Genomic DNA, 24,978 nt, shown 5'->3' with positions numbered 1-24,978 from the left:
GGATGTGAATTGTGACTATTCAGGTTGCGATACAACCAGATTTGACCACAAGAGAACTGACTTCAAGAACAATCGATGAAAATGAAATATTTATTATCGTCCCATTATTAGTACAGCTTTATCAGAATTTACCAATTGAGACGATTAAGTCCCGACTTGACGAGATAAAACATCTTAACTGGTCCTGTTTGGGCGTATTTTATAAAGATAGTCTTGTCGGTATATCTGGCTATTGGTTAAACACACGACTTTATTGCGGAAAGTATTTATACGTGGATCACTTTGTGGTTGATGACGCTTTCCGGCAATCAGGTGTCGGTGCACTTCTGATGCAAAAGATAAAAGAGGTAGCCGAACAGAATCAGTGCGGTCATATATGCCTTGATACCTTTACTGGCAACTCACAGGCACAGAAGTACTGGTCAAAGCATAAATTTAATATTGTTGGTTTTCATTACGTATTACAGCATTAATTATAAGGAATCTATCATGGAACATAACTATTCCAGAGATGTCATTTACAGTCGTATGTTGGGAATTGTGAACGAAGAAGAACTCGCCTTACTGGCAGATAAAACTATCGCCGTTCCTGGCTGTGGGGGGGTTGGCTATACACATGCTGAAACCCTGGTAAGAATGGGAGTGGGTGGCGTGCACATCGCCGACTTTGACACCTTTGGCCCGGAGAATTTCAACCGACAGTTTGGTTCAAGTATTCATACTGTAGGACAAAAAAAAGCAGATGTACTCAGGGAACGTCTGCTGTCCATTAATCCGGCATTGAGGATTTCTCAGTTTGAAGAGGTGAATCCTGACAATGTAGACGATTTTCTCGAAGGTGTGGATGTACTGTGCGATGCGCTTGACTACTTTGTGATTGAACCACGCATTGTCATGTATCGCCGTGCCAGGGAACTGGGCATTCCGGCAGTGATCTCATGCCCCATCGGGTTTGGCGGAACCTTGCATTTCTTCGACCCACAATCGATGTCCTTTGAAGAGTATTTCGCTCTGTCTGCCGAAATGAATGAAACACAGAAACTGATCAATTTTGGCATCGGTCTGGATCCTTTGCGCTTACACAGTAGTTACCTGGATTCACCCCGACTGGATTTTGAAAGCCGAAAAGTCGCTTCACTAAGTTCTTCGTGCCTGCTGGCAACAACTCTAACGTCAACTTTTACATTAGCGAAACTGCTTGATCGTGATATGTTTTTTAAACCGGTCCCTTATGTGCATCAGATCGACTACATGGCTGGACGATTTGAACAAACGTATGTAAATGAGGGCGTTAACGGGCTTAAATCCGTCATGAAGCTTCAGGCAGCCGGATAGGAAGCGACGTGCGGAACTGAATCTCACCATTACATTGGCACTTACATTATGAAATCACGCATTTTTATAGACGGTGAAGCGGGAACGACAGGGTTGCAGATACATTCTCAACTCAATGACCGTGATGATATTGAGTTAATTGAGCTGGCGCGTTCGGATCGAAAAGACCCACAGAAACGTAGCCAGGCGCTAAACGAATGTGACATTGCGATTCTGTGCCTGCCTGATGATGCAGCACGCGAAGCAGTATCATTTGTTGAAAACCCACGGGTACGTATCCTGGATGCGAGCTCGGCTCATCGTTCCACCACCGGCTGGGTATACGGTCTGCCTGAACTGACTCCGGGTCAAGTACAGTTGATTGCTGAAGCCAACAGAGTGACTAACCCTGGCTGCTATCCTACAGGGGCGATTACTTTGCTGCGTCCTCTGACTGAGGCAGGCATCGTTCCGCGTGATTACCCTGTCAATGTACATGCCATATCGGGTTATTCCGGTTCCGGACGCTCGTTGATTGATGCCTATGAAGATCCCCAGCATCCTCAGGCAACTAATGCTCCTTTTCGTGGATATGGTTTAAGTCTTAAGCATAAACATGTTCCTGAGATGCAGAAACAGGCACTGCTTTCATTTCCACCGTTGTTTACGCCTTCCTATGGAAAATACCGTCAAGGGATCGTTCTGTATGTTCCACTGCATTTGAGACTTCTGAAGCCTGGAGTCAGCGCCAAACAGATACATGATTGTCTGTCTGTTTATTATTCTGATTCAGAATACATTAATGTCGTTCCCGTTGAACAGGCAGCAACGATTACACAATTGGATCCTGAATATTTAAATGGAACAAATAATCTCGATATTTACGTCTTTGCTAATGAAGATTCCGGACAAATTCTGTTAGCTACGGTGTTCGACAACCTGGGTAAAGGTGCGTCTCGCGCTGCTATCCAGAATCTGAATATCATGTTAGAAAATACATTGCTGTAAATAACATGCTAACTTCCTCTCCAGCTTCTGGAGAGGATATTGATTAAATTAATCTGAAAACCAGCACTCATTACATAACTGAGAGGGTTAGTCTCGCCATGAATAAACATCATGAAATTACATCTCCCCTGACCTATGAACAAAAGAATATTTGGCAATTGCATATTGATAACCCAGGCATTCCATTGTTTAATGCAAATTATCTGTTTCATATTAAATCAGGATTCGAATGTGATTATTTTGTGCAAGCGTTGAGGCTGGTCGTTGCTCGTCACGGTGGATTATCCTCACGTTTCGGTGGAAATACTGAGCATGCCATGCAATATGGGCCGTCAGAAACTGAAGATAAAATTTCTGACTTTGTCTATTTATTTGAGAAAGCAGAAAACTTTAAAGAAGCGCATGACATTATTAAAATGCGTAGTGTCGTGCCCTTCCGACTAAACCTGGCTTCACCCATCCGAGCCGATATTGTCCCGATGGCCAACGACACCTTTCTGGTTAACATTACTGTTCATCAGATTGTTTGCGATTGCTGGTCTGCATCACTTTTCTTCGAAGAGCTGAGTTCATATTATAATTCATTATATAATGATAAAGAGACCGTCGTTGCTGACAATGCCATCAGTTATATGAGTTTTTCACTGTGGCAAAAACAGCATCAGGAAAAAGCCAAATCGAATATGTCATATTGGTTAACGTATCTGCAGGGCGTGGATAGTCATTTAGATCTGTCAAAATATAAAGATCCTTCAGACGCCTCCCCTTTTTCAGGCGGCGTTGCAATAAAAAACCTCGCTGGAACTATTCACAGCCAGGCCTGTGCTTTAGCTAAAAATTATGCAGTCACACCCTACGCTATTTATATGACACTGTTCGCTGCTTTCTTACAGCATTGCACACAGCAGAACGATTTCTGCCTGTCATATCCGAGTTCCAACAGAAACATGCCTGAATCAGATGAAATTCTGGGGTTGTTTACACGCTTACTGCCCGTAAGATTTACATTCGGAGCGGAAAGCTCGTTAAAGGAGATGGCAGCAAAAGCCTATGAGGCTCTCCTTGATAATAGCGAACACGACTTATGCTGCATGGCAGATATCGTCAAGGAAGCGGGTTTGAATAACGATATAAACCCCTTTGGCTTGTTCAAAATTGTTTTTGGGCAAATTGGCCGGGTAAACAATGGGCTTGACCTTAAATCTGCCAGCATTGAACAATTACCTGTTCATACCGGTTATACCAAAACGGATCTGTTGATAATGCTGGATCTTCACTCAATTCAACCTGTGGTATTTATTGAGTTTTCATCCAAAAACTTCTCTGATGAAAGCATTTCGACCTTATGGCAAGATTTTTCGCATTTCCTGCAGTCAGTTTTGAACAATAATCTTGAGACAAGTAATGAGGCTGAAGGCACTGAGTCGGCCGCTATCATAGCGTAAATTCAAGACTTATATTTAAGCTATTAAACAGATTTAAACACTGACATGTCTTGAATTATATAATGGCAATGCAATCATAATCAGATTGTCGTGCTTTCTGCTATTGTAATGGAGTTCACCTGTGAGCAAAGATTTTAACTTATCTGACGATGTTTACGGATTATCATTAGAACAGAAAAAAATATGGGCTCAGACTATTCAGCAGCCTAATCAGACAGCCTATAATATTTCAGAAGGATTTAAATGTTCAGGCGAAATTAATTTTGCGGCTTTGATTTCCGCTTTAAAGCTCACCCTTAACAATACCCCCGCCCTTTCCGTTATCTTTCAAGAAAAGGATGACGGTACCTGGCAGTCCCCTGCACCAGATGTTGTAGAGCGTGCAGAGTATATTACTCAGGCAGAGGGTTTTCCTTCTTATAATGAAGCCCAAAAGTTCGTCTGTGAAAAATCCAACACGCCTTTCGACCTGTATAAAGAAATTCCAGTAAGAATGATTATTGCACGATATGCACACCAGCACAGTATCGTTGCTCTCTGTTTTCATCATATCGCGATTGATGGCTGGTCGGCACAGCTTTTTTATAATGATTTAAACGCCAACTATAGCAAATATTTAGACGATACAGAATCCAGCAATGATAAACCTGCTGCAAGTTATTTTAATTACTTATCCTGGCAGCAGGATGCACAACAAAAGCTCGCTCGTCAAAATAGTCATGAGTACTGGTGCAAGTATCTCAGTGATGCCTCACCGATTCTTGAGCTACCGATGAACAGAAAAAGAGGAGGCAATTTTAACTCCGCTGGATCCTCGATGACTTTACCGATACCCGAAAAAATTTGTCAGTCCGTGAAACATTCTTCCGTTCAGCATCATGTTACAGATTGGTGTTTTTATCTGACTGTTTTTTCCCTGTTGCTGCAGCGTTATTCAAATCAAACTTTGTTTTGTATTGGATATCCATCGGCTAATCGTGCCATGCCGGGAAGTGAAATGATCGGTGGCCTGTTTACCAATACGCTGGTTCTGAAAGCTGAATTTAATCCGGATGAGCGCTTCTCAACATTACTCAGCAGAAATTACGATACTCTGCTGTCGGGATATGCCCATGACAATGTTCAACTTGAAACCGTTATCAATGAATTAAATGTTCCTCGTAGCGCATCCTGTAATCCCCTCTGGCAGGTCCTTTTTGCACAACAGGATCGTCGTGGATATGGCCTCAATTTGACTGGGGTGAGCACTTGCCAGTACTCAATGCCGGCGTCTAACGTCAAGCTCGACTTAAGCGTTATGATTGACACTGACAGCAACGGCACGCAAGGCATCATTGAATTCTCAGATCAGCTGTTTGAGAGAAAGGAGATTGAGGTTTTATGGCGTCACTATCTTCAGCTTCTGACCAGTTTTGCTAACGATGTCCATCAGCCACTGAATGCCCCTGTCCTGGCAGATGCTGAGCCGCAACCTGCAAAAAAAACCTCCTCTGCCGGGAAATCCAGCTACCACTCTCTAAACTGCTGGTTTGAGACAATCGTAGCAAATTATCCTGAGCGGATTGCAGTTGAATGTGAACAAGCATCTCTCACCTATGCTCAGTTAAACGACAAAGCTAACAGTCTCAGCAGAGAGCTTTTGAAGCAGGGAGCCAAACCCGGTGAACTTATTGGCTTGTCGTTAAAGCGAAATGAATATCTGATCATCGGGATTATCGCAATTCTAAAAACAGGATGTGGCTACTTACCACTGGATCCCACTTATCCCCTTTCCCGCATCGATTATATTTTGCAGGACACTGATTGCAGGATAGTTGTTACCGATAATGACACCGCGCCATTGTTAGCCGGAAAAAATGTTCGGTTAGTTGATGTTTCAGGCTGTACCAATGAGAAGAAAATCAGGACATTGGGTGAAGTGATCAACGATGGTTCATCACTTGCCTACTGTATTTATACCTCAGGCTCCACGGGCAATCCTAAGGGAGTATTAATTTCTCATACCAATGTGATGCGCTTATTTGATAATACACACCAATGGTTCTCATTCGATCAACATGATGTCTGGACACTATTTCACTCTTATTCATTTGATTTTTCAGTCTGGGAAATTTTTGGTGCATTACTGCATGGCGGCAAGTTAGTTGTCGTTCCTTATGATATTTCACGCAGCCCGGAAGATTTTCGCAAATTACTCAAGGAGAGAAAAGTCACCGTGTTAAATCAGACTCCATCGGCTTTTAACCAGCTAAGCCTGGTTGAAATGACAAACTTTGATGAGAATGATCGGTTAAAGAATTTAAGATATGTAATATTTGGTGGTGAAGCATTAAATTTTGCCACCCTCAGCGGCTGGGTATCCAAGTATGGTGATAGCAAACCTGACCTCGTTAATATGTATGGAATAACTGAAACAACCGTTCATGTAACACACAGAAAAATTTCCTTGGATGATATTATAAATAATAGCGCCAGCTATATTGGTGAGGCCATACCTGACCTCGATATCGCTATACTTGACTCTTTGGGCAGGCCAGTACCAACAGGGATGGTTGGCGAAATGTACATATCAGGTGCCGGTCTGGCGATTGGGTATCTTAATCGTGACAGTCTGAACAGTGAACGATTCATTAACATTAGTCTTAAAGGCAGAAAGAAAAGATATTATAAAACCGGTGATTTAGCTAAACGTCGGTTTGATGGCGAGCTGGAATACTATGGCCGGGCTGATAAGCAGGTTAAAATCCGCGGGCATCGCATAGAACTGGGTGAGATTGAAAGCGCTCTGATAAAACTCCCTGACGTGTCAGAAGCTGTCGTATTGGCTCACCGCGACGCGCATGGAAAGGATAAACTTAAAGCATGGGTGAGTATTGCGTCGAAAATGCGGTGCAATCCTCTACTGATCAAATCGCAGTTAGCCGCGTCTTTGCCTTCATATATGATTCCACAAGAAATCATCATAATCGACAGTATTCCTCTGACAACAAACGGTAAAGTGAATACTCAGGCATTGCCGGAAAACTCCCTCTGCACCAGCCAGACAGATTTGATGCCGGTTAAAGCCAATAGCTTATTGGAGACTAAACTGCACAGTATCTGGTGCAACATTCTCGGGCGAACGCAGGTTAGCATTCATGATAACTTTTTTGCCCTGGGTGGCGATTCCCTGCTTGCGGTGATGTTTTCCCAGCAATGCCGTAAAAATAATATAACACTTAACGTGATTGATTTACTCAATCATCAGACTATTGCAGAACTCGCGATGTTCGGAGAAAGTGAGGATGTTGACTCGCCCTCAAATAAGAATGCCGTCACCGAACATGAGAATGTTGAAGGAAATAAATCAGCACCACCAGACGGTATATACCCGATGTCGGGTATGCAGCAGGTAATGTTTGAAAACTATAATAAGGTTTCTGCCCGTTGTTCCGGCGCTTATCATGTACAGCAGTCATATCGCATGACTGATGAAAACCCACAGCCCCAGGCGATGTTGAAAGCGATTAAGATGATAATGGAATCTCATCCTGTATTAAGGACTGTCGCTTTGCATGATGATGTTAATGGCTGGAGTCAAATGTTTGCTGATGACATTCCTGTCGACTTTAAGTTTCATGATTTAACCAAGCTTAATGGCTCTGATATTGATAATAAAATCTCGGCTATCAGGGAACAAGACCTTGAGATGCCCTTCACTTACAACGTGTCGAGGAAGGCACTCTTCAGATGTAACTGGTTTCAGATTTCAGTTAACCGCTTTGAGTTATTACTGTCCAGCCATCATGGTATCGCTGATGGGTGGGGAAACCAGGTATTACTGACAGAATTATTTGACCTTTATCGCGCCATCAGAAAAGGAGAAGACAGCCAGCCCGATATCCGTCCTAATGTATTTCTGGAATATTTAGCGCTTGAGAAAAACAATGCAGCAGACAGAGCACATAAACACTACTGGTTACCGTTCAGAAAAACAACTCAAGATGCTAAAAGCAATACTTATGCATCATATGATGGTTTGGCGAATCCCAGAATTGACCGTTTCGTTGACAGTACACTTATGGCACGACTGGAAAAAATAGCGCGTAAAAATAATGTCACATTGAAATCCTTGATTCTTTATGCACTCAACTCAGCTTTGTTAAACACAGAATGCAATTACGATAAAGTTATTGGCGTTGTCAGCAATGGTCGGAAAGATAATTTAAGCGATCCATTGCGTTCTCTGGGCCTGTACTGGAACATGCTTCCTGTACGTTTTAAAAATTTGCACACTATGGCGTCACTCAAAAGAGTGCATGATGATCTACTGGCTTGCGAACAGTTTGGTGTTTACCCGATAGCTTTTCATGACAGTTATATCAAGCCCTGTGTGACATTCAATTTTGTGAATTTTCATAACAAATTTGATTTTGGCACTCATTCTGGCATGGAACTTATCAGTGAATACTGGCATGACCGCTTCCACTATCCACTTAATGTCTATGTGGCTGGCGGCAACAACAGAGATGAGAACCTGTTCAGGATAGAAAGCAGCGCTGGGTACATTAGTTTTCAGCAAGCTAATGCTCTGATGAGTGATTTCATTTCATGCCTGTCAGACATATCAATTAATCCCTTATGGGAAACTGACCAACACGTATTGTCCGACTAATCGGGTCGATAAAAATCAGCGTAATTTTAAACAGGAAAGTTATGAAAGCAGCAGACACTAATACTCTTCAGGCTATCATTTTATCTATCTGGAAACAGGTATTAAACAATGAGAACATCGCCCTGGATGATGATCTTATCGGCATTGGCGGTCAGTCACTCGATGCGCTCAAAATTGCTAATGAATGTCAAAGACAACTTGGCAAACCCGTGAATATGGTCAGGGTTCTGCGCAGCCGAACGGTGGCAGGCCTGACAGAAAGCTTAAGCAAAGCGTAAGTTTTCAAAAAAATCACACCAGATTATTTTGAATTTACAAATCACCAACCCAGTGAAATTCGCTGTTTTAATTTATATAAATGGTGAGTTTCACTGTCTATATTCCATTTCATGGAGGATTAGACATGATTATTCAGGTCAGCCAAATTTCCTTTAAGATTAATTTTACTTTATAATTTTTGCGCCATTGTTCAAGGGATACGAGTACAACTCATGGGTATAATTGATTATAAATTAAGAGACTTAGTGAAGTTTTACGGGATGTTAGCGCTACTTTATTTTAGTGATATGGTTTTACTGGTTGGTCTGATCTGGAACACTTATAAAGTGACTAAAGCGCCCTACTTCTTAGGCGTTGTTCTTTCAGTAAGTGTACTCATACCCTTTATCATCCGGCGTTTTTTCAACGGCATCAATCTTTTACATCTAAACTTTAAAAAATTATTTATCCTTCGCCTGTGCTCCTATTTACTGATTGCTTTCGTTGCCATTTCAAACTTCTCAGATAAATACACTGAGACCTCGATAATTATTATCCTTTATGGAATTTTAACCTTATCAACATTGAGCACCTTTGAAGCCGGAAATATTAAACTGGTCAGGTCCGGTGTAGTATCGTCACTAAATGGCTCCCGATTATTGCAGACCGTCATTCAGACAGGCGCTTTTGTTGGAGCATTGATAAGTGGGATGTTATTAGACAAATACAGTTTCCACAACATCGTGCTGTATATTAGTCTGTATGATATTTTAATAAGCATTGTAGGATTTATTTTTCTTAAAGATATCGCTTCCCCACCAAAAACGCCAAATCCTGAATCTGCCAACTCAGTCAATATTATCAGCCTCCCTTCTCTGTTCACTTCCCAGAAGCTGCTGATTTGTTTAATCGGCCTCATCGGCCTTCATATTTCATCATTCAACCTGCTTACGCCTGTTATCTATCAGAGTTTAAACCACTGGGGCAGTGAACAGTTTGGTATCGCGAGCGGAGCAGCGTGCTTTGGTGCTTTTTTATCCGCCCTGTTAGCGACAAAAAAATGGAATTATGCTCTGGCTGCGTTACTTCTAGTGATCAGTGATACGGTTTTTTGCAACATTGAAATTAAATCAGTTAACGTCGCATCCTGTTTCTTTTTGGGGCTATTTCTCAATTTAGTGCGTATTGGCCTTCGTTCAGAGTTTATTGATTCAATCGCCGAGGGGCAATCAGAAGAGGATTTGGCGGCTAAAATCACCACTGTGTATTCTCTGTGTCAGGCAGCAGGCCCCGTTATGATGGGTTTTGTTATCTCAGAGCACTTTCTTGGCGTTGCATCAGCAAGGTGGCTACTGACTTTTGTGGCACTATGCATATTGATTGGAATCGTAGTCTTCAATAACGTAAAAAAAATGCCTGCAGAGATGAAGTCTGCCTGACAACTTTCATCCAGGTACGGTCAAAATAATCGCGCTGCCATCTGTTTTAGCGATTGCAGCGTACCCACTTTTAGTGGCAAGGGGCGTGCTGGCGAAAGTCAGAACGTCTGATAAGGAAACAAGATGTTTGCATCCCTCCCGGCACACCCTGGCTGCACGCTTCATAACCATCTGTAACCCGTGCGCGAAATTGCTGCCTGCCTTCCCTTGCTTGTGATAGTGATATAGAAGGATAATCGCCTGTGCTGAGTTGGGTATTGATTAGCACTGTGCCGCTATCACCGACCAATCAAAGCGATTCATACTGAGCCACGATCAGGCATGTTACTCATAAAATTAAGCTCAAGACATTGATATGAAAAGATATTCAAAGGAAACCCGAACATCTCAAATGGGTATCAAATGACAACCTATGCCAGCCGATAATATTTACGCTGAGAAGCGCCTGCCCAGCCCACTCCGCCATACCTGGCGGTTGTTTTATCGCGATACCACTGCGATGGTCGGCTTTTATGGCTTTATCGCCCTGCTGCTAATGTGCGTATTTGGCGGGTTACTGGCACCTTATGGCCTCGATCAGCAATTTCTCGGCTATCAGCTACTTCCGCCATCGTGGTCGCGTTATGGTGATGTCTCATTCTTTCTCGGCACCGATGATTTAGGTCGCGATTTGTTAAGCCGGCTGCTGAGCGGCGCGGCACCAACCGTCGGTTCGGCAATACTGGTGACGGTGTTGGCCGCACTGTGCGCCATGGTGCTTGGCGTGCTGGCCGGATTAACCCATGGCCTGCGCTCAGCGGTGATGAACCATGTGCTCGACACCCTGCTGTCGATTCCCTCACTGCTGTTGGCGATTGTGGTGGTGGCCTTTTTAGGACCACGGCTGGAACATGCGCTGCTGGCTGTCTGGCTGGCGGTATTGCCACGCCTGGTGCGCGCTATTTACAGTGCGGTTCATGATGAACTGGAAAAAGATTACGTGGTGGCCGCACGCCTTGACGGTGCCAGCAGCTTCAATATCCTTCGGCACGCGATACTGCCCAATATATTATCAATTCTGGTCACCGAATTTACCCGCGCATTGTCGATGGCGATTCTGGATATTGCGGCGCTCGGTTTCCTCGATCTCGGCGCGCAGCTGCCCTCACCGGAATGGGGGGCGATGCTGGGAGACTCGCTGGAGCTGATTTATGTTGCGCCGTGGACAGTAATGCTGCCTGGCGCAGCGATTATGATCAGCGTATTGATCGTTAACCTGCTCGGTGACGGTATCCGCCGCGCCATTGAAGCGGGAGTGGAATAATGCCGTTACTCGATATTCGCAATCTGACGATTGAATTTATGACTGCCGATGGCCCGGTAAAAGCGGTCGATCGCGTCAGTATTACCATGAGCGCCGGAGAAGTACGCGGGCTGGTCGGTGAGTCCGGTTCCGGTAAGAGCCTGATTGCCAAAGCCATCTGCGGCGTGACCAAAGACAACTGGCGCGTCACCGCCGATCGCATGCGCTTTGATGATATCGATCTGTTGCAGCTGTCGCCACGCGAGCGTCGACGCATCGTCGGGCATAATGTCTCAATGATTTTTCAGGAACCGCAATCCTGCCTCGATCCCTCGGAAAGTGTGGGTCGACAAATTATGCAGGCGATTCCGGGCTGGACCTATAAAGGCCGCTGGTATCAGCGTTTTCACTGGCGTCACCGCCGCGCCATTGAGCTTTTGCACCGCGTCGGCATCAAAGATCATCGCGATATTATGCGCAGCTTCCCTTATGAACTGACCGATGGCGAATGTCAGAAAGTGATGATTGCCATTGCGCTGGCGAATCAGCCGCGCTTATTGATCGCCGATGAGCCAACCAACGCCATGGAGCCGACCACCCAGGCGCAAATCTTCCGTTTGCTGTCGCGACTCAACCAGAACAATAACACCACCATCCTGTTGATCAGTCATGATCTGCAAATGATGAGCCACTGGGTGGACCGGATCAATGTGATGTACTGCGGGCAGACGGTAGAAACCGCCCAGAGCGAGGATCTGATCTCCTCGCCGCATCATCCTTATACGCAGGCGCTGATTCGCGCGATGCCGGATTTTGGTCGATCGCTGCCGCACAAAAGCCGCCTGAATACCTTGCCGGGCGCCATTCCATCACTGGAACATCTGCCGGTTGGCTGCCGTCTCGGCCCGCGCTGCCCTTACGCGCAGAAAAAATGTATTGATACGCCGCGTCTCACCGGCACCCGTTCGCACCTGTATGCCTGTCATTTCCCGCTTAATATGGAGGGTCAGTGATGGTCGAAACCCTGCTTGAAGTGCGTAACCTGAGCAAAACCTACCGCTATCGCACCGGACTGTTTCGCCGTCAGCACGTCGAGGCGGTGAAAAGCGTCAGTTTCACCCTGCGGGAAAAACAGACGCTGGCAATTATCGGCGAGAACGGTTCCGGCAAATCGACGCTGGCAAAAATGCTCAGCGGCATGATCGCCCCCAGTGCAGGCGAGATGCTGATTGACGACCATCCGTTAGAGTATGGAGATTATGGCTACCGCAGCCAGCGTATCCGTATGATTTTTCAGGATCCGTCCACTTCACTTAATCCGCGAAAGCGCATTAGTCAGATGCTGGATTTTCCGCTGCGGCTGAACACCGATCTTGATGCCGCGGCGCGTGAAAAACGCATTATCGCCACGCTGCGCCAGGTCGGGTTGTTGCGCGATCACGCGGCCTACTATCCACATATGCTGGCTCCCGGCCAGAAACAGCGCGTCGGCCTGGCACGTGCGCTGATCCTGCAACCAAAAGTGATTGTCGCCGATGAAGCGCTGGCTTCGCTGGATATGTCGATGCGCTCACAGCTGATAAACCTGATGCTTGAACTGCAGGAAAAACACGGTATCTCTTATATCTATGTGACCCAGCACCTCGGCATGATGAAACACATCAGCGATCAGGTGATAGTGATGCACCAGGGCGAAGTGGTCGAGCGCGGCAGTACCGCCGACGTACTGGCCTGCCCGCTAAATGATTTAACCAAACGACTGATTACCAGCCATTTCGGCGAAGCCTTAACCGCCGACGCCTGGCGACGAGACCGCTAAACAACCGATGTTAAGCGCTGCAGAAATGCGGCTCTACGCTACTGTAAAGACTCGTGCTAGAATGCCGGGTCGATTCACGTCGGTCGCTCATTTATTGTTCAAAGCGGCCGCCAACAACAATGACCATAAGGATTACAGCTATGGGTTTTCTTTCCGGTAAGCGCATTCTGATTACTGGCGTTGCCAGTAAACTCTCTATCGCATACGGTATTGCGCAAGCGATGCACAAACAGGGCGCTGAACTGGCTTTCACCTACCAAAACGACAAACTGAAAGGTCGTGTGGAGGAGTTTGCTAAAGATCTGGGCTCTGACATCGTTCTGCCTTGTGACGTTGCTGAAGATGAGAGCATCAAAGCGCTGTTTACTGAACTGGCAAAAACCTGGCCAAAATTTGATGGATTCGTACACTCCATCGGCTTCGCTCCTGCTGACCAGCTGGATGGCGATTATGTTAACGCTGTGACCCGCGAAGGCTTCAAAATCGCGCACGACATCAGCGCCTACAGCTTCGTCGCCATGGCCAAAGAGTGCCGCGCGATGCTGAACCCGAACTCCGCCCTGCTGACCCTGTCTTACCTGGGCGCCGAGCGTGCAATCCCTAACTACAACGTGATGGGTCTGGCTAAAGCTTCTCTGGAAGCTAACGTGCGCTATATGGCGAACGCGATGGGCCCGGACAGCGTCCGTGTGAACGCCATCTCTGCCGGTCCAATCCGTACTCTGGCGGCGTCAGGCATCAAAGATTTCCGTAAGATGCTGTCCCACTGCGAAGCGGTAACCCCAATTCGTCGTACCGTGACCACTGAAGATGTCGGTAACTCCGCTGCCTTCCTGTGTTCCGATCTGTCAGCCGGTGTGACCGGTGAAGTTCTGCACGTTGACGGCGGTTTCAGCATCGCTGCAATGAACGAGCTGGAACTGAAATAAGCTTAACGGGCGAGGCTTGCCTCGCCCTGCTTTTCGCGTCAATCCTCCCGCGCTCTTTCTGTTATACCTTTCTGATATTAATTATCACTCAACAATCTTTTGTGCATTCCACCGCTTACGCCAGGATAGTTGTGCCATCCAGGCCCGGCGTAACCGCATTTTTCTCTCCTTTAGCCAGTCGAACGTCCGGGTCAGTTAACTTGAAAAGGAATGACCATGGAGCAACGCCGTTTTTCGGGCAACAATCACTGGTATCACGAAACACAATCCAGTGTGGGCGCTAAGCAGGAGTCGCCGCTGGTGCCTGAAGCTGCGGAAGTGGAAGACCGTTTCCTGTTGGGTCTGTCGCAACAAGCCAGTACTTCGTTGCAGCCAATATTAAGCGGCCAGCATGAAATGTTGCAGGCTGCCCGCCATATCAGCGATATCCTTTTACCGGATACGCTTAATACTTCGCTGACCCACACGCTGACCCTGTATGACCGCCTCTGTACCGCGCTGACCGTCGCGCAGGTCACCGGCATTCAGCGCATGTGTAATCACTATGCGGCGCGACTGAATCCGCTACCGGGGCCAGACTCTTCACGCGAAAGTAATAACCGTCTGACGCAAATCACCCAATATTCACGCCAGTTGGCCAGCCAGCCGACGCTGATTGACCGCGCCGCGCTGCACCGGCTGGCCGAGGTCGGCCTGACCGAGCCGGATATTATTACCTTTAGTCAACTGATTGGTTTTGTCAGCTATCAGGCGCGCGCGATCGCCGGAATACAGGCAATGATGGCGTTGCCGGTGCGCTGGATTCCCGGCATTACAACCCCGCCGGATGCCGACAGCTCGCGCTTCAGCCAGCAAGCCGAGTGGCAACCGCAGCTGCCGCCGGTAGAACTGCGCTACGCCAGTGCCGAACAGCTCGAGGCGCTGACATTTTGCCAGCCGCAGCAGGCATTGCAGCACAGCGCCTGGCTGTTAGCGCACGATGCAAAAGCGCTGCATGGCTGGGCACTGCTGCTCAGCACGCAACAGCAGAACGAACATGACGCGCTGGCCAGCGCAGTGAGTGCGCGGATCAATGGCAGCAACAGCTGCTTCTGGCACTATCAGGGAGAGTGGCGCGAGGCGTTAATTCAGGGTATTGATGACGCGCTGACGGCCAGTAAGGCGCAGCCCGTTGCGCATGCGGTGATACAGGCAGCGGCCCAGCTTACCCGCGCGCCGGAAAGGTTCAGCGCGGCGCACCTCCAGCCGCTGGCGGAAAGCGGCTTCTCGCCGCCAGCGCAGCTTAAGCTGATTCACAGTGTGGCGCTGGCTAACTGGAATAACCGACTGATGCAAACGCTGGGCGGCTGAGTCATTATTCACTCAGCCAGCGACGCACCTCATCAAAAAAATGCTGAGCCAGCGGCGTGGCGCGCCCCGGCTCGGCGATTACCACCGCCGCGTGGCGCGTCATCGGCGCGATTAACAGCTGGCGACTTTTCAGTTCCGGCGTCATCGCTGGCAATAAGTGACCGGTTGGCGTAATCAGGCAACCCAGCCCAACCTGCACCGCCTGCAATAGCTGAAACACCGAAGTCGTTTCGAGAATCACCCGCAGCTGCAAGCCCGCCTCGCGAAAATGCCCATCAATGTAGCGGCGAAAATAACGGGTTGGCTCCGCCAGGCATAGCGGCAATGCTGACAGCTGCCCGAGCGTCAGCGGTTCGCTGTCGTTGAGCTGCGGAAAATGTTGCGGGTGATACAGCAGTTCAACGCCATTGTCCTTCAGCGCTTCCGCCTGAAAATGCAGCTCACGCAGCGTCGCCAGCTCAAAAAAACCGATTCCGACATCTACCGTATGGCTGTTTAACGCTTCCAGCAGCTGATCGGCACTCAGCACCGCCACCCGGTAATCAAGCTGCGGATAACGATCGCTTATCGCCTTCAGCATCAGCGGCAACGAGATGCTGCACTGCGGCACCACGCCAATCCGCAGCGTGCCGGTGACGCCATGCTTTAATGATTCGACTTCTAACTTGAGCCCCTGATAAACAGAAACAATTTCCCGCGCCCACGCCAGTACGCGCTCGCCTTCGGCAGTAAAGCCGGCAAAGTTGTTGCTGCGATTGATCAATGAAAGCCCAAGCTCACGCTCAAGATTTTTTAGCCGCATCGACAGCGTTGGCTGGCTGACAAAACTGGCCTCCGCCGCACGACCAAAATGGCGCTCACGCTCAAGATTCACCAGATAAATAAGTTGTTTTATATCCATTATTCTTATTTTTCAATTAATTATATTAGATCGGCGGTCGCAAAACGTATTACCGATCGCCTGACTATTGTATCCGCTAGCGGCAAAACGTTTCAGGATTTTATACCGGCAAATGTCCCACGTTTACCGGTTGCCGTAAACCAACAAACAGCCCGCAGCTTTGCCGCCCTTTCAGCCGCGCCGCAGGAGGATGTTTTTCGTCAGATATTCAACGATTTTCACGCTATTTATCCATCTGTTGTGGACAAAACTGGCCAGAATTCTGCTAATGTATGCGGCCCAAGTGCGAAAATTCTGGAACCGCCAATGTTGTCAACAATCATCTATCGCAGCCACCTTTCTGATGACGTGTCAGAACTGATACTGGAGGGGTTAGCTGGTAAAGCCAACAAAGTTAACAATGCATTTGATGTCACCGGCATTTTATTGTTTAACGGCACGCATTTTTTTCAGCTGTTAGAAGGCCCTGAAGATGCCGTGAACACCATCTATCAGCGTATCTGTCAGGATACCCGCCACCATAATCTGGTTGAGCTGCTGCGCGATTATGCGCCGTCACGCCGCTTCGGTAACGCCGGAATGGAGCTGTTTGATCTGCGAGAATATGACAAGGCTTCCGTTCTGCAGGCGGTGCTGGATAAAGGCACATCAAAATATCAGCTGACCTATGATGACCGTGCGCTACAGTTTCTTCGCACCTTTGTTGAAGCCAGGGAACGGGAAAATTATTTTGAAATCCCGTCGGCAGACTGCTGGGATTTTATTGTTGACGAGGCTGACAGCGTGCAGGAAGCGGATTTTATCCCGGCGTCAGAAGCGTACAGTTATGCCTTTCAGCCAATTATCGACCCGTTTGGTCGGCAGATCCTCTCGTATGAAGCGTTGCTTCGCCAGGCAGATGGCGGTTCCGCGCAGCACTATTTTTCTCAGTTAGCAGCGGATGATATTTACCGTGCCGACCTCGAATCCAAGAAACTGGCTTTTGCCATGGCAAAACAACTTGGCATCCACCAGCAAAGGTTGTCAGTAAACCTGCTGCCAATGTCACTGGTAGTGATTCCTGACGCGGTAGATTTCCTGCTGCGCGAGATTGCGGCCAACCAACTGGTGCCTGAACAGATCGTGGTCGAAGTCACCGAGAATGAAGTGATTTCACGTCCCGACGAATTTCAGGCGGCGATTAAGCAGCTTAAAGCCGCAGGCATCAGCTTTGCCATTGATGATTTCGGTGCCGGATTTGCAGGGCTTTCGCTACTGGCGCGATTCCAGCCTGACAGGATTAAAATTGACCGCAATATCATTTGTGATGTGCACAAAAGTGGCGCAAAACAAGCGATTGTGCAGGCTATTGTCAAATGCTGTTCATCGCTGGAGATTGCGGTAGTTGCCGCCGGTGTCGACAAGCCCGAAGAGTGGATGTGGCTGGAAGCCGCCGGAATTTTCCATTTCCAGGGCGCATTGTTTGCCAAAGCGAAACTTAACGCCATCCCGGCGGTGGCGTGGCCAGAACAAAAATAACCCGGTCCGCGCACTGACTGCATTGCACAGTCAGTGCGCAGCGGGTTGAGCACACTATTAATCTAAGCGATAATTATTTTCATTTAGCTGGAAGTCGGGATGTCAGATTATTTATTACTGTTTGTAGGGACGGTGTTAGTTAACAATTTCGTGCTGGTGCAGTTCCTCGGGCTCTGCCCGTTTATGGGTTCCTCGAAGAAAATTGAAATGGCCATCGGTATGGGGCTGGCCACCACCTTTGTGCTGACCCTGGTGGCGGTACTGGCGTGGATTGCCAATCATCTGATTCTCACCCCGCTTGATCTGGGTTATCTGCGCATTCTGGTGTATATCACCGCCAGCGCGGTGGTGGTGCAGTTCACCGAAATGGTGATCCGCAAAACCAGTCCGTCGCTCTATCGCTTACTCGGCATTTTTCTGCCGTTGATAACCACCAACTGTGCAGTGCTGGCCGTTCCCCTGTTAAGTACCAACCGCAGCCACGGCTTTTTCGAGGCGGCATTCTATGGTTTCAGTGCCGCAGTCGGCTTCTCAGTGGTGATGGTCTTGTTTGCCGCGATGCGCGAACGACTGGATCTGGCTAAGGTTCCGCTGCCGTTTAAGGGCTCGCCGATTTCGCTGATCACCGCCGGGCTGATGTCACTCTCTTTTATGGGCTTTATCGGGCTGACCGAAGCATAAGCTGCTGTCATCAGCTTGTGCCAAGCGCAGTCTTGACGTCATTGGCAATTTTCTCTACCTGTGGACCATAAATCACCTGAATATCGTGGTCGTTAATCCGGTTAACGCCATTGGCTCCGGTGGTCATCAGCGTTTGATCGACCACCTGCTTCATCTCTTTGACGCGCACCCGCAGCCGGGTAAAACAGCAATCGACGTCCTCGATATTGCCCTCACCACCCAGCCCACTGATAATCACTTTGGTACGCTCATCGGCGGCCACCGGCGCAGCCGTTACCCCCTCTTCCGACTCACGCCCCGGGGTTTCGACCTGCATACGTTGAATAATAAAACGGAAGCTGTAGTAATAGATCGGCGCATAAATTGCGCCCAGCGCGAGACTCCACCACCACTGGGTCTTACTGCCGCCGAGAATGCCAAATACCACCAGGTCAATTGCCCCACCCTGCACATTACCAATCATCAGATGCATCAGCGCCATCAGCATAAATGACAGCCCGGTCAGTAACGCGTGCAGGATGTACAGCACCGGCGAGACAAAAATAAAGCAGAACTCCAGCGGTTCAGTAATCCCGGTGGTAAATGACGTTAACGCGCCAGCCAAAACCAGCGCTTTCACCCGCTGTTTATGCTCTGGCCGCGCGCAGTGATAAATAGCCAGCGCCGCCGCCGGCAGGCCAAACATCATTACCGGAATTTTGCCCTGCGCAAGGAAGCGCGTAGCGCTGCGGATAATTTCATCAGGAATCATTCCAGGATGAGTAAGCGAGGCATTAAAGATATTCAGCGCGCCGACAATGCTCTGATTATCGACGGTGGCGATGCCGCCAATTGGCGTAAAGCGCACGGTTTCATTGAGAATATGGTGCAGCCCGGTCGGGATCAGAATGCGCTCAGCAGCGCCATAGAGAAATGCACCATATTGGCCGCTTTTGCCGATCAGCTCACCAACCCAGGCGATGCCCGCGCCGATAGTGGGCCAGACGGTTGCCAGCAGCACACCCGTCAGTGGCAGCACCACTACCGTGACTATCGGCACAAAGCGCCGTCCGGCAAAGAAACTGATCGCCGTCGGCAGTTGCTGGGTGTAGAAACGGTTGTGCAGCGCCACGGTTACCAAACCGGCAATCACCCCACCCAACACGCTCATATTGTAGGTAAAGATACCGAGCATCTGGATATATTCGGCTGAGGTCATCATTGCCGTGGTCTGATCCATGCCGGACTTTTGCAACGCTTCGGCGGTGGTGGTGGCCGCCGTTAATCCTTGTGCCGACAGCGTTGCGCTGACCCCGACATGCATGGCGATAAAGCCAATCACTGCGGCAAAAGCGGCAGTGGGTTTCTCGGCCTTTGCCAGCCCGATAGCACAGGCAACAGCAAAAAACAGCGGCAGATTAGTAAACAGCGCGGCGGCTATCTGACGGATAAAGCCAATAATCAGCTGGGGCGTTTTCAGTTGGGCAAAGGCTTCACCGGTAATCGCCGGATTTTGCATTGCTGCCGCCACGCCTAAAAATATCCCGGCTGCGGCGATTACCGAAATCGGCATCATCAGCGCTTTGCCGAAAGCGTGCACTTTACTGCCAAAATCTTTCATAACCCGCCCCTTTACCCGCCTGTTAAAGAACAATTATTAGCCAACAAATTAATAATCACGCTGAAATGAAACGCGGATCACCCGCGAAATTTGAGCAGCATCACAGTTTTAACCGCTGCGCGATAAACCGTAGCTATCGCACCATTAAGTCAATCAATTAGACAAAAATCAGAGTGAGTCGCAAACTTTCCCGCTATAAGCAGTAATAACTTCATAACAACTCATAAACATAAAAGCCTGCATTTATCATGAAATTTAAATCTGAGATTAAGCCCTATCAGGCCGCTGCTGGCGGCTGGGGTTCACTGGAAGCCACCACCCGTTTCGTTTTCGACAGCAAACAAGTGCTAAAAAACATGCGCAACCTGATGCGCATGAATAAAGCGAAAGGCTTTGACTGTCCGGGTTGCGCATGGGGCGACGACAATAAAAGCACCTTTAGTTTTTGCGAAAACGGTGCCAAAGCGGTGACCTGGGAAGCAACCCGCCGTTTCGTTGATGCGGAATTCTTCGCTGCGCACAGCGTCTCTGCGCTGTACCAGCAAAGCGATTACTTCCTTGAATATCAAGGGCGTCTGACTCAACCACTGCGCTACAACCGCGCCACCGACCATTATGAGCCGATCGGCTGGGATGACGCTTTCACATTAATTGCCCGCCATTTACAGGCGCTGGACAATCCCAATCAGCTCGAGCTGTACACGTCGGGTCGCGCCAGTAACGAAGCTTCGTGGTTGTATCAGCTGTTTGGCCGCATGTTCGGCACCAACAACTTCCCTGACTGCTCCAATATGTGCCACGAGGCCAGCGGTACTGGCCTGAAGCGCAGTATCGGCGTCGGCAAGGGCACGATTCGCCTTGATGATTTCGACCATGCCGATGCAATTTTCGTGTTTGGTCAGAACCCGGGCACCAACCATCCGCGCATGCTGCACAGCCTGCGCCACGCCGCCGATCATGGCGCGAAAATTGTTACGTTTAATACCCTGCGTGAACGCGGACTGGAGCGTTTTGCCGATCCGCAAAAACCGCTGGAAGTCGTGACATCAAAAGCGGGCACCATCAGTTCTACCTATTATCAGCCAAACCTTGGCGGGGATATGGCTGCGGTTCGCGGGATGGTGAAAGTATTAAGCGAAAGCCATCACGCTCGCGTTGCCGCCGGTGAGAAAGGTCTGTTTGATGAAGCCTTTATTCAGGCCAATACCGAGGGTGTTGATGCGTATCTGGCACAGGTTGCCGCCACTGAATGGGCGCAAATTGAACAACAGTCCGGCCTGACCGAGCAGCAAATTCGTGAGGCGGCGGCAATTTATCAGAGCGCAGAGCGCGTTATCTGCACCTGGGCGATGGGCATCACCCAGCATAAGCACTCGGTGGATACCGTACGGGAAATCGTTAATCTGCAACTGCTGTTTGGTCAGCTGGGTAAACCGGGCGCAGGCCTGTGCCCGGTACGCGGCCACAGTAACGTGCAGGGTAACCGCACCATGGGTATCGATGAGAAACCGTCAAAAGCCTTCCTCGACAGTATGGCAAACCACTTCGGTTTCGAGCCGCCACGTAATATCGGCCACAATACGGTTGAAGCGCTGGAAGCGATGCTGCGCGATGAAATTAAAGTGCTGATCGCCCTCGGTGGTAATCTCGCTGCGGCTGCGCCGGACAGCCCGCGCACCGAAGAAGCGCTCAGCCGCTGTGAACTGACGGTACAAATCAGCACCAAGCTTAACCGCAGCCACCTGGTTCCGGGCAAACAGGATGCGCTGATACTGCCCACTCTTGGCCGTACCGAGCAGGACATTCAGGCCAGCGGCCCGCAGTTTATTACCGTTGAAGACTCCTTCAGCATGGTTCACGCCTCTGAAGGTGTCGGTAAACCGCTGGCGGATACTCAGCGTTCAGAGACGTGGATTGTCGCCGGTATTGCCAATGCGGTATTGGGTAGTGACAAACTCGACTGGCAGGCGCTGGCTGGCAACTACGATCTGATTCGCGATCATATCGCCGCCACCATTCCAGGTTTCCAGAACTTTAACCAGCAGTGTGAACTGCCGGGTGGTTTTTACCTCGGCAATGCCGCAGCGGAACTGCGTTTTAACACTCTGAATAACAAAGCTCAGTTCAGCGCCGCCGCCTTGCCAGATTCACTGTTCCCGCAGCTGGGCGACACTGAGGTGCCTTTCACGCTGCAAACCCTGCGTTCTCATGACCAGTACAACACCACCATCTACGGCCTTGATGACCGTTACCGTGGCGTATATGGCCAGCGCGAGGTGCTGTTTATCCATCCGGATGATATGGCGGAACTTGGTCTGCAGGCAGGAGAAAACGTCGATATCGAAACGCTCTGGAACGACGGTATTACCCGTAAAGTGACCGGTTTCAAACTGGTGCCTTATGCCATTCCGCGCGGCAATCTGGCAGCCTATTATCCGGAAACTAACCCACTGGTCCCGCTCTCCAGCTTTGGTGACGGCAGTGGTACACCGACCTCAAAATCGGTACCGGTAAAAATATCGCTATCTCCGGTTGTCGCCAGTCAACGTATCGCCTGAACCGCATTCTCTCGGTTACAGCAGCAGGTCAGGCACCCCTGACCTGCACTGAAAAGCTCAATTCACCCTTGCCCGCAGGCGGTTAATCGCGTAAAACTGTCAGCCGCTCTTAGGCCACGAAAATAACTCATTATGTTCCAGGATAACCCGCTGCTCGCGCAGCTTAAAGAGAAGCTCCACTCCCAGACGCCGCGTGTTGAGGGTGTGGTTAAAGGCACTGAAAAAGGATTCGGCTTTTTAGAAGTCGATGCGCAAAAAAGCTACTTCATTCCGCCACCGCAGATGAAGAAAGTGATGCACGGTGACCGTGTGATCGCCGTGGTGCAGACTGACAAGGATCGTGAAATTGCCGAGCCGGAAAAACTGGTAGAGCCTTTCCTGACGCGCTTTGTTGGGCGTGTGCAGAAGAAAGACGATCGCTTATCCATTGTCCCCGATCATCCGCTGTTGAAAGATGCCATCCAGTGTCGCCCGGATCGTCAAGTACAGCACGATTTCCAGGCCGGTGACTGGGCGGTAGCAGAAATGCGTCGCCACCCGCTAAAAGGCGACCGCAGTTTTTATGCTGAGCTGACCCATTTTATCACCACTGCTGACGACCACCTGGCGCCGTGGTGGGTGACACTGTCACGTCATAATCTCGAGCGTGAAGCGCCGGATGTTGCCGCACCGACCGGAATGATTGACGAGCAGCTGGAGCGTGAAGATCTTACCGCGCTGGAATTTGTCACGATTGACAGCGCCAGCACCGAAGATATGGACGATGCGCTGTATGTGGAAGAAGCCGCCGATGGCGCACTGCGCCTGACCATCGCGATTGCCGACCCTACCGCTTATGTGCAGGCTGGCAGCAAGCTGGATGCCATCGCCGCTGAACGTGCTTTCACCAACTATCTGCCAGGTTTCAATATTCCGATGCTGCCGCGGCAGCTGTCGGACGACATCTGCTCGCTGCGCCCTGACGTACGTCGTCCGGTGCTGGCTTGCCGCGTCACCGTCGCTGCGGACGGCACGCTGGCTGATGATATTCACTTCTTCGCTGCCTGGATTGAGTCGAAAGCCAAACTGGTTTATGACAACGTCTCCGACTGGCTGGAAAACAGCGGTGAATGGCAGCCGGAATCTGACGCCATTGCCAATCAGATCCGTCTGTTACACCGTCTGTGTCTGGCACGTGGCGAATGGCGTCAGAACCATGCGCTGGTGTTTAAAGACCGCCCTGATTACCGCTTCCTGCTGGGTGAAAAAGGCGAAGTCCTCGACATCATTGCTGAACCGCGTCGTATCGCCAACCGCATCGTTGAAGAAGCGATGATTACCGCAAATATCTGCGCTGCGATAGTGCTGCGTGAGAAACTGGGCTTCGGCGTGTACAACGTCCACCTTGGTTTTGACAGCACCAACGCTGAACAAGCGGCGGCAATTCTTGCGGCTAATGGCGTGACCGTTGACCCCACCGCGATTGTTACGCTGGAAGGTTTCCGCGCGCTGCGTCGCGAACTGGATTCTCATCCGACTCAGTTCCTCGACAGCCGTATACGTCGTTTCCAGTCCTTTGCAGAGATCAGCACCGAGCCGGGCCCGCACTTTGGTCTGGGTCTGGAAGCCTACGCAACCTGGACCTCACCTATCCGTAAGTTCGGCGATATGATCAACCATCGCCTGCTGAAAGCGATTATTAAAGGCGAGCAGATTGCGCGTCCGGTAGATGATCTGACGGTGAAAATGAGCGAACGTCGCCGTCAGAACCGTATGGCGGAACGTGACGTTGGTGACTGGCTCTACTCACGCTATCTGCAAAAATCTGCTGGCACTGACACCCGCTTCAGCGCTGAGATTATTGATATCTCACGCGGCGGTATGCGCGTGCGTCTGCTGGATATCGGCGCGGTCGCCTTTATTCCTGCTCCGTTCCTGCATGCAGTGCGCGACGAAATGGTTTGCAGCCAGGAAAGCGGCACCGTGCAGATCAAAGGCGAAGTGGTTTATCGCGTTACTGATATCATTGATGTCACCATCGCCGAAGTGCGGATGGAAACGCGTAGCGTAGTGGCTCGCCCGGCGGTTTAAAGCAGTACTGCAACATCTCAGGGATGGCGTTCTCGTCATCCCTGTTGAGGATTTGCACCCCGCATCTTATCAGCACGGAAGTCGAAAACGGCTCACCTTAACGATCCCTCCCCAGGTAAATCAATTACTTTAGCTGTAGCTCACACTTTTCT

Annotated in this window: 18 protein-coding genes and 1 pseudogene; 16 read left to right on the top strand and 3 right to left on the bottom strand. The window is 49.4% G+C overall.

What is annotated here, in order from left to right:
* Nucleotides 1-11: 11 nt before the first annotated feature.
* The 7 genes from ACP3TC_RS09720 (at nucleotide 12) to ACP3TC_RS09690 (ending at nucleotide 10,118) form a co-directional block, all read left to right on the top strand.
* Nucleotides 12-473, top strand: a complete 462-nt coding sequence (locus ACP3TC_RS09720; protein WP_313852127.1) for a GNAT family N-acetyltransferase — start codon at nucleotides 12-14, stop codon at nucleotides 471-473.
* A 16-nt stretch (nucleotides 474-489) separates the two neighbouring features.
* On the top strand, nucleotides 490-1,335 hold the full coding sequence (locus ACP3TC_RS09715; RefSeq protein ID WP_313852129.1) for a ThiF family adenylyltransferase: 846 nt from the start codon (nucleotides 490-492) through the stop codon (nucleotides 1,333-1,335).
* 48 nt (nucleotides 1,336-1,383) lie between these two features.
* A complete protein-coding gene (gene argC / locus ACP3TC_RS09710) occupies nucleotides 1,384-2,322 on the top strand; it encodes an N-acetyl-gamma-glutamyl-phosphate reductase (RefSeq protein ID WP_426818097.1) in 939 nt (312 codons plus the stop codon).
* 98 nt (nucleotides 2,323-2,420) lie between these two features.
* Nucleotides 2,421-3,767: a condensation domain-containing protein gene (locus tag ACP3TC_RS09705; protein WP_426818096.1), complete on the top strand. Its 1,347-nt coding sequence runs from the start codon at nucleotides 2,421-2,423 to the stop codon at nucleotides 3,765-3,767.
* Between the two features lie 121 nt (nucleotides 3,768-3,888).
* Nucleotides 3,889-8,421, top strand: coding sequence for an amino acid adenylation domain-containing protein (locus ACP3TC_RS09700; RefSeq protein WP_426818095.1), 4,533 nt, complete (start codon nucleotides 3,889-3,891; stop codon nucleotides 8,419-8,421).
* A gap of 41 nt (nucleotides 8,422-8,462) precedes the next feature.
* On the top strand, nucleotides 8,463-8,699 hold the full coding sequence (locus tag ACP3TC_RS09695) for an acyl carrier protein (protein ID WP_313852133.1): 237 nt from the start codon (nucleotides 8,463-8,465) through the stop codon (nucleotides 8,697-8,699).
* 213 nt (nucleotides 8,700-8,912) lie between these two features.
* On the top strand, nucleotides 8,913-10,118 hold the full coding sequence (locus tag ACP3TC_RS09690; RefSeq protein ID WP_426818094.1) for an MFS transporter: 1,206 nt from the start codon (nucleotides 8,913-8,915) through the stop codon (nucleotides 10,116-10,118).
* A gap of 142 nt (nucleotides 10,119-10,260) precedes the next feature.
* Here the strand turns inward: ACP3TC_RS09690 and ACP3TC_RS09685 are convergent.
* A pseudogene (locus ACP3TC_RS09685) lies at nucleotides 10,261-10,371 on the bottom strand (Arm DNA-binding domain-containing protein); the annotation flags it as partial.
* Nucleotides 10,372-10,530: 159 nt separating this feature from the next.
* Between ACP3TC_RS09685 and sapC the strand changes: the two are divergent.
* The 5 genes from sapC (at nucleotide 10,531) to ACP3TC_RS09660 (ending at nucleotide 15,498) form a co-directional block, all read left to right on the top strand.
* Nucleotides 10,531-11,421 carry a putrescine export ABC transporter permease SapC gene (gene sapC / locus ACP3TC_RS09680; protein WP_313852135.1) on the top strand — a complete coding sequence of 297 codons (891 nt, stop codon included), beginning with the start codon at nucleotides 10,531-10,533 and terminating at the stop codon, nucleotides 11,419-11,421.
* Entirely contained in the window at nucleotides 11,421-12,413 is a 993-nt protein-coding gene (sapD, locus tag ACP3TC_RS09675) for a putrescine export ABC transporter ATP-binding protein SapD (protein WP_426818093.1), read from the top strand. The genes sapC and sapD overlap by 1 nt, the downstream gene beginning before the upstream one ends.
* Nucleotides 12,413-13,219, top strand: a complete 807-nt coding sequence (sapF, locus tag ACP3TC_RS09670; RefSeq protein ID WP_313857731.1) for a putrescine export ABC transporter ATP-binding protein SapF — start codon at nucleotides 12,413-12,415, stop codon at nucleotides 13,217-13,219. Before sapD ends, sapF begins: the two co-directional genes overlap by 1 nt.
* Nucleotides 13,220-13,359: 140 nt before the next feature.
* Nucleotides 13,360-14,148, top strand: coding sequence for an enoyl-ACP reductase FabI (gene fabI / locus ACP3TC_RS09665; protein ID WP_313852137.1), 789 nt, complete (start codon nucleotides 13,360-13,362; stop codon nucleotides 14,146-14,148).
* A 216-nt stretch (nucleotides 14,149-14,364) separates the two neighbouring features.
* A complete protein-coding gene (locus ACP3TC_RS09660; RefSeq protein WP_426818092.1) occupies nucleotides 14,365-15,498 on the top strand; it encodes a CMD domain-containing protein in 1,134 nt (377 codons plus the stop codon).
* Between the two features lie 4 nt (nucleotides 15,499-15,502).
* Here the strand turns inward: ACP3TC_RS09660 and ACP3TC_RS09655 are convergent, their stop codons facing one another.
* Nucleotides 15,503-16,399: a LysR family transcriptional regulator gene (locus ACP3TC_RS09655; protein WP_313852139.1), complete on the bottom strand. Its 897-nt coding sequence runs from the start codon at nucleotides 16,397-16,399 to the stop codon at nucleotides 15,503-15,505.
* A gap of 306 nt (nucleotides 16,400-16,705) precedes the next feature.
* On the opposite strand from ACP3TC_RS09655, the gene ACP3TC_RS09650 reads away from it, so the two are divergent.
* The gene (locus ACP3TC_RS09650; RefSeq protein ID WP_426818091.1) at nucleotides 16,706-17,917 is read left to right on the top strand and encodes a diguanylate phosphodiesterase; all 1,212 of its coding nucleotides are present in this window, start codon (nucleotides 16,706-16,708) and stop codon (nucleotides 17,915-17,917) included.
* 99 nt (nucleotides 17,918-18,016) lie between these two features.
* Nucleotides 18,017-18,598 carry an electron transport complex subunit RsxA gene (gene rsxA / locus ACP3TC_RS09645; RefSeq protein WP_313852142.1) on the top strand — a complete coding sequence of 194 codons (582 nt, stop codon included), beginning with the start codon at nucleotides 18,017-18,019 and terminating at the stop codon, nucleotides 18,596-18,598.
* A 10-nt stretch (nucleotides 18,599-18,608) separates the two neighbouring features.
* Here rsxA and ACP3TC_RS09640 read toward each other — a convergent pair whose 3' ends face one another.
* Nucleotides 18,609-20,198: a PTS transporter subunit EIIC gene (locus ACP3TC_RS09640; RefSeq protein ID WP_426818090.1), complete on the bottom strand. Its 1,590-nt coding sequence runs from the start codon at nucleotides 20,196-20,198 to the stop codon at nucleotides 18,609-18,611.
* Between the two features lie 248 nt (nucleotides 20,199-20,446).
* Between ACP3TC_RS09640 and ACP3TC_RS09635 the strand changes: the two genes are divergently transcribed.
* Complete coding sequence (locus ACP3TC_RS09635; protein ID WP_426818089.1) at nucleotides 20,447-22,756, top strand: FdhF/YdeP family oxidoreductase; 2,310 nt, start codon at nucleotides 20,447-20,449, stop codon at nucleotides 22,754-22,756.
* 132 nt (nucleotides 22,757-22,888) lie between these two features.
* Nucleotides 22,889-24,826, top strand: a complete 1,938-nt coding sequence (locus ACP3TC_RS09630; RefSeq protein WP_313852145.1) for an exoribonuclease II — start codon at nucleotides 22,889-22,891, stop codon at nucleotides 24,824-24,826.
* The last annotated feature ends 152 nt before the right edge of the window (nucleotides 24,827-24,978 follow it).

Origin of the sequence: Winslowiella sp. 2C04 (assembly GCF_050037805.1) — a bacterium.
Lineage (GTDB): Bacteria > Pseudomonadota > Gammaproteobacteria > Enterobacterales > Enterobacteriaceae > Erwinia > Erwinia toletana_A.
Note: the sequence above shows the minus strand (reverse complement) of the source record. Positions and strands in the feature narration are given on the sequence as shown.

Bases quoted from the DNA above. Each gene is read 5' to 3' on its own strand.
- sapD (WP_426818093.1), top strand. From the start codon at position 11,421: ATGCCGTTACTCGATATTCGCAATCTGACGATTGAATTTATGACTGCC.
- argC (WP_426818097.1), top strand. From the start codon at position 1,384: ATGAAATCACGCATTTTTATAGACGGTGAAGCGGGAACGACAGGGTTG.
- ACP3TC_RS09640 (WP_426818090.1), bottom strand. From the start codon at position 20,198: ATGAAAGATTTTGGCAGTAAAGTGCACGCTTTCGGCAAAGCGCTGATG.
- ACP3TC_RS09715 (WP_313852129.1), top strand. From the start codon at position 490: ATGGAACATAACTATTCCAGAGATGTCATTTACAGTCGTATGTTGGGA.
- ACP3TC_RS09650 (WP_426818091.1), top strand. From the start codon at position 16,706: ATGTTGTCAACAATCATCTATCGCAGCCACCTTTCTGATGACGTGTCA.
- ACP3TC_RS09630 (WP_313852145.1), top strand. From the start codon at position 22,889: ATGTTCCAGGATAACCCGCTGCTCGCGCAGCTTAAAGAGAAGCTCCAC.
- fabI (WP_313852137.1), top strand. From the start codon at position 13,360: ATGGGTTTTCTTTCCGGTAAGCGCATTCTGATTACTGGCGTTGCCAGT.
- sapC (WP_313852135.1), top strand. From the start codon at position 10,531: ATGCCAGCCGATAATATTTACGCTGAGAAGCGCCTGCCCAGCCCACTC.
- ACP3TC_RS09705 (WP_426818096.1), top strand. From the start codon at position 2,421: ATGAATAAACATCATGAAATTACATCTCCCCTGACCTATGAACAAAAG.
- ACP3TC_RS09655 (WP_313852139.1), bottom strand. From the start codon at position 16,399: ATGGATATAAAACAACTTATTTATCTGGTGAATCTTGAGCGTGAGCGC.
- ACP3TC_RS09690 (WP_426818094.1), top strand. From the start codon at position 8,913: ATGGGTATAATTGATTATAAATTAAGAGACTTAGTGAAGTTTTACGGG.
- ACP3TC_RS09660 (WP_426818092.1), top strand. From the start codon at position 14,365: ATGGAGCAACGCCGTTTTTCGGGCAACAATCACTGGTATCACGAAACA.
- rsxA (WP_313852142.1), top strand. From the start codon at position 18,017: ATGTCAGATTATTTATTACTGTTTGTAGGGACGGTGTTAGTTAACAAT.
- sapF (WP_313857731.1), top strand. From the start codon at position 12,413: ATGGTCGAAACCCTGCTTGAAGTGCGTAACCTGAGCAAAACCTACCGC.
- ACP3TC_RS09635 (WP_426818089.1), top strand. From the start codon at position 20,447: ATGAAATTTAAATCTGAGATTAAGCCCTATCAGGCCGCTGCTGGCGGC.
- ACP3TC_RS09695 (WP_313852133.1), top strand. From the start codon at position 8,463: ATGAAAGCAGCAGACACTAATACTCTTCAGGCTATCATTTTATCTATC.